This window comes from Streptomyces sp. NPDC005393, assembly GCF_040606675.1.
GTDB lineage: Bacteria > Actinomycetota > Actinomycetes > Streptomycetales > Streptomycetaceae > Streptomyces.
This window is the reverse complement of record NZ_JBEXFG010000106.1, coordinates 1-4819: the sequence shown is the minus strand read 5'-3', so window position 1 is coordinate 4819 and position 4819 is coordinate 1. Positions and strand designations below refer to the sequence as shown.

Annotated in this window: 4 protein-coding genes and 1 pseudogene; all 5 read right to left on the bottom strand. The window is 69.0% G+C overall.

What is annotated here, in order from left to right; genetic code table 11:
- On the bottom strand, positions 1 to 164 hold a 164-nt coding region (locus ABZS71_RS35300), incomplete at its 3' end, for a roadblock/LC7 domain-containing protein (RefSeq protein ID WP_356216866.1).
- A 1-nt stretch (position 165) separates the two neighbouring features.
- Positions 166 to 3186, bottom strand: coding sequence for a nitrate- and nitrite sensing domain-containing protein (locus ABZS71_RS35295; RefSeq protein ID WP_356216863.1), 3021 nt, complete (start codon positions 3184 to 3186; stop codon positions 166 to 168).
- Positions 3187 to 3523: 337 nt separating this feature from the next.
- A complete protein-coding gene (locus tag ABZS71_RS35290; RefSeq protein WP_355847876.1) occupies positions 3524 to 4108 on the bottom strand; it encodes an ATP/GTP-binding protein in 585 nt (194 codons plus the stop codon).
- Positions 4089 to 4499, bottom strand: a complete 411-nt coding sequence (locus ABZS71_RS35285; RefSeq protein WP_355847879.1) for a DUF742 domain-containing protein — start codon at positions 4497 to 4499, stop codon at positions 4089 to 4091. The genes ABZS71_RS35290 and ABZS71_RS35285 overlap by 20 nt, the downstream gene beginning before the upstream one ends.
- A gap of 107 nt (positions 4500 to 4606) precedes the next feature.
- Positions 4607 to 4819 (bottom strand): annotated as a pseudogene (locus ABZS71_RS35280) (roadblock/LC7 domain-containing protein); the annotation flags it as partial.

The window sequence follows — 4819 nt, the reverse complement described above, 5'->3', positions numbered from 1 at the left end:
ACCGCCGCCAGTTGATCGGCTCGGTCACGGGGGAAGCCTTCGGACATCGCCAGAAGGAGTCCGTCGGCGGAGACCACCACGGTGTGGGACACCCCAGGGGTGTTCTCCACGAAGTTGGTGATCAACCAGTTCAGGTTCTGCGCCGCCTGGCTCATCGGGCTCACACTAACGCTCCTGATCGTAGGTGCTGCCGGGGCCGTAGCCCTGTTGGTCATGCTGGTCACGCCCGGGGATCCCGGATCCGGCGTTGCGCCCCCGCTGGACACCGCGGCGCAGGTTGCTCAACCTGCCGCGGATGTCCTCCGGGGCGCGGGAAACCTGGGGGCCGCCCTGCCCGGTCTGCTCCGCGGCACCCTCGACCAGATTGGCCTTGGGTACCCGGCGGGGCAGGCCGGAGGAGGTGACCCCGCCGGCCTTCGGCTCGCGGAGCCGCTCGGCTCGGCTCCAGCGCTGGTCGTTCTCCGACTGCCACTGGGCACTGTCCCCCTGCTGGGAGACGTGCCGAGGCCGCTCCGGCGCCGCGGGCGTCGCCGGCTCCCCGGCCACCCCCTGTGCCCCTGGTTCCTCGGACGGCTGCCACTGCCTGTCACGACGCGGAAGTCCGGCGTCGGTCATCGAGTGAATGCCGCTCGGGGAGGGGCCCGGACGGTGGAACTCTACGCGGTCCCGGGAGACTTCGGGAGCGCCGGGTCCCGATTCCGCTTCGGCGCCGAACTGCGGCGCGAAAGGCATCTCAAAAGATCCGGAATCTCCCCACTCTCCCTGTTGGGAAGGTGAGTTGTAGCCGACGTACGGCTGTTGTTCCGGCTCTGTTTGGTTTGTGTAGGCCGGTTCCGTTTCGGTAAAACCGGAGTTCTCGTACACGGGCTGGGCCGGCGCTGCGGACGGGGCCTGGTCATGCCGCGGCTCCTGCTCCCGCCCGGGGGCCTCCATCCCGCTGTACTGGCCCTGGAACTGGTCCTGGCCATAGGCCGAGTCATCGAAGCCCAGCTCGGCGGCGGTACGCGAGGACAGGGCGCTGACGTCCTCGTAGAAGGGCTGGTGCTGCTCGGGGACGATCCGGGAGACCGTGAAGTCGTCCTGGGGCAGCTCCTCGCCGCCACCGCCGTGGGTGATCGCCTCGGGCAGCGTCACCAGCGAGGTGGTGCCCGCCTGCTCACCGGCCGGGCGCAGCTGGACCCGGATGCCGTGCCGGTCGGCCAGCCGGCCGACCACGAACAGGCCCATGCGCTGGGAGACCGCCGCGTCCACGGTCGGCGGGTGGGCCAGCTTGTGGTTGATGTCGGCGAAGTCCTCGGCGGTCAGGCCGATGCCCTTGTCGTGGATCTCCACCACCACCCGGCCGTCGGGCAGCCGGGTCGCGGTGACCCGCACCTTGGTGTGCGGCGAGGAGAAGGTGGTGGCGTTCTCCAGCAGCTCGGCGAGGAGGTGCACCAGGTCGGTCACCGTGGTGCCGTGGATCTCGCTCTCGGAGATGCCGGCCAGCTCGATGCGCTCGTACGACTCCACCTCGGAGGAGGCGGCGCGCAGCACATCGATCAGCGGCACCGGCTGGTTCCAGCGGCGGCCCGGCTCCTCGCCCGCGAGGATCAGCAGGTTCTCGCCGTTGCGCCGCATACGGGTGGCCAGGTGGTCCAGCCGGAAGAGGTGTTCCAGCTGGTCCGGATCGGCCTCCCGGCTCTCCAGTTCGGAGATCAGGGTGAGCTGCCGCTCGATGAGTCCCTGGTTGCGACTCGAAAGGTTGGTGAAGATCGCGTTGACGTTGCCCCGCAGCATCGCCTGCTCGGCCGCGAGCCGGATCGCCTCGCGGTGCACCTGGTCGAAGGCGCGGGCCACCTCGCCGATCTCGTCCCGGGTGTTGATCGGGATCGGCCTGACCCGGGTGTCCACGCGTCCCGGGTCGGTCCGGGAGAGCTGGGCGACCACCGCGGGCAGCCGCTGATCGGCGATGTCGAAGGCGGCATTGCGCAGCTGCTGCATGCTCTGGCTCATCGAGCGGGCCATCCGGCCGGCCACGATGAACGCGACGAGCAGGGCGATCACCACGATCACGGCGTTCACGATCGCGTCGCGCTGTGCGTCCGAAGAGATCTGAGCGGCCTCGTCCACGGCCTTGTTGATGAGGTGCTGCTCGGCGTCGCGGTAGGCGTTGAACTTGACCGTGGCGGCGTTGAACCACATGTCCGGGGTGACGCCCTTGCTCGACAGCTGGGCCGGCGTGGCCCCGCTGCCAATGGCCTGGACCATGCGGGTCATGTTCGGCGGGGGGAGGAACTTCTTGCCCGCGGCGTCGGCCTTCCGCTTGGCCTCGGCCAGCTGCTCCTTCGCCTGCTTCTGCGCCGCGGTGAAGGTGTCCTCGAGGCGGGTGACGTCCTGCGGGGTGCCCGCGGCCTGGTACTCGCCGAGCGCGATGTTCTCCAGATAGACGTAGCTGCCGAAGGCGGTGAGCTGCCTCTTGCGGTCGGCCGCGGACGGACCGGGCTTGACCAGCAGATGGGTGCCGATGGAGCGCTCCAGCGACTCGGCGCCCTTGGCCAGGGAGATCGCGTACACCGTGCGGCCGTAGGAGGTGATGTTGCCGGTGCCCAGGCCGAGCTCATTGGCGAACTCGATCAGCGAGTGCTCGACGAGGACGTAGCCCTCTTCGGTCTTCACGCCGCCCAGCCGGTCGGTGTAGGCGTTGTCGCGCAGGCCGGCCAGTTGCGCCTGGCCCGAGCGGACCGCCTTGAGGCGGCGCACGAGGCTCGCCGTCTTCGGCATGTCGGCGGCGGCCTTCTCGAACTCCTTGCCCGCCGCGTCGCTGGCCGCCCGCGCCTTGGCCACCACGCCGGCGTTGGTGCCGGTGAGCAGCGGGCCCGCGGTGAGGTCGCGCTCGTTGATCAGCGCGTGGGCGTACGTCTCGGCGGCCCGGACGACCCGGGCGGTGCGCTCGGCGTCCTGTGCCTCGCGCCAGGTGGAGACGGAGGCGGCGACCTGGAAACCACCGAAGACCAGGGCGACCAGCACGGGGATGAGCAGGATCGCGTACAGCCGGGCACGCACCCGCCAGTTCCGTGGCGATATCCGTCCGCCGCTGGGGGCGGGTGGATCCGGTGCTTCGGCCGGCGACGCCGCTGTGCGCGTACGCGGCGGCGGGGTGAAGTTCCCTCGCGTCTCTTGCGCGGGGTCCGGCTTGCTTCGCCTCACTCGACCAACAACCTCTCGGCGTCGGCACCTGTTGTCGTGCCGTTCCAGCTGAGCCCTTACGCCCAGTTCGGCGAATTCCAGCACGCCCCGCAGGTGCTTTCCAAACAGTGCGCAAACCACTCAGTCTGTTGTCTAGACCAGAGATAAAACGGGCGTTAAGTGATGAGCCGTACCAAATGCTGAAGTAATTGAGCGCGCACCGGAGCTGAGCGTACGCACTCTGTGTCGATGGGGGGTGTTTTTCTCTGTCGAAACGTTATGAACGGAGGAGCGGGCCGCGTCGTTGAACACAGCCCGCTCCTACGCCGGTTTCTCGACAACTTCCGGACGATAAGCCCTACTTCAGCCGAGCCATCAGCGCATGCTCGACCAGTGTGATAAGGGCGCTCTTGGCCTCGCTGCGGTGGCGGGCGTCGGTGACGATGATCGGGGCGTCCGGGCCGATCTGGAGGGCTTCGCGGACCTCTTCGGGGTTGTAGGGCTGGTATCCGTCGAAGCCGTTGAGGGCGATGACGAAGGGCAGGCCGCTGTTCTCGAAGTAGTCGACGGCGGGGAAGCAGTCGGCGAGGCGGCGGGTGTCGACGAGGACGACGGCGCCGATGGCGCCGCGGACCAGGTCGTCCCACATGAACCAGAAGCGGTCCTGGCCCGGCGTGCCGAACAGATACAGGATCAGGTCGTCGTCCAGCGTGATGCGGCCGAAGTCCATCGCCACGGTCGTCGTGGTCTTGTCCTGAACATGGCTCAGGTCGTCGATCCCCGCCGAGGCGGAGGTCATCACGGCTTCGGTGCGCAGCGGGTTGATTTCCGAGACCGCGCCGACGAATGTGGTCTTGCCCACGCCGAAGCCGCCCGCCACGACGATCTTCGCCGAGGTGGTCGCGCGGGCGGGCGGGGCGCCGCTAGAGCTTGCGAAGTCCACTGAGCACCCTTTCGAGCAGTGTCACGTCCGGGGTACCGCCCGCTTCCGCACCGCCGCCCGGCTGGTGGATCGCCACCATTCCGGCCTCCGCCAGGTCGGCCACCAGGATCCGTGCCACACCGAGCGGTAGGTTCAGCAGCGCCGAGACCTCCGCGACGGACTTGACCTCCCGGCACAGATGACAGATCCGCTGGTGCTCTGGGAGCAGCCCGTCCAGATGCGCGGGGTCGGCCGTCGTGCTGACCAGCGCCTCGATGGCGAGCTGGTAGCGCGGCCGGGTGCGGCCTCCGGTCATGGCATACGGGCGCACCAATGGCTGGTCGCCTTCACCCCCGTACGGCGAATGGTGGTGGCCGCCGTACGGGCCGGGCGAGGCAGGGGGCGGGGTCATGGGTCCTCCGGTCGGACAACAAAGTGACGGTCGCGCCGTCGGTTGGAGCCGGTGGGGGGCGCCCGGCCTTGGGACCGGGCGGGGACGGGCGTCGGATGGGCGGGGGGTCAGTTCAACAGGCTGCCTTGCAGTTCGGCGCGCAGGTCCGGGGTGAGGACGTTGCCCGCGCGATCGACCAGCAGGGCCATCTCGTAGCCGACGAGGCCGATGTCGCAGTCGGGGTGTGCGAGTACGGCGAGGGAGGACCCGTCGGAGATGGACATGAGGAAGAGGAAACCGCGTTCCATTTCGACGACGGTCTGGTTGACCGCGCCGCCTTC

Coding starts and splice junctions, on each gene's coding strand:
- ABZS71_RS35285 (WP_355847879.1), bottom strand. CDS start 4,499: ATGACCCCGCCCCCTGCCTCGCCCGGCCCGTACGGCGGCCACCACCAT.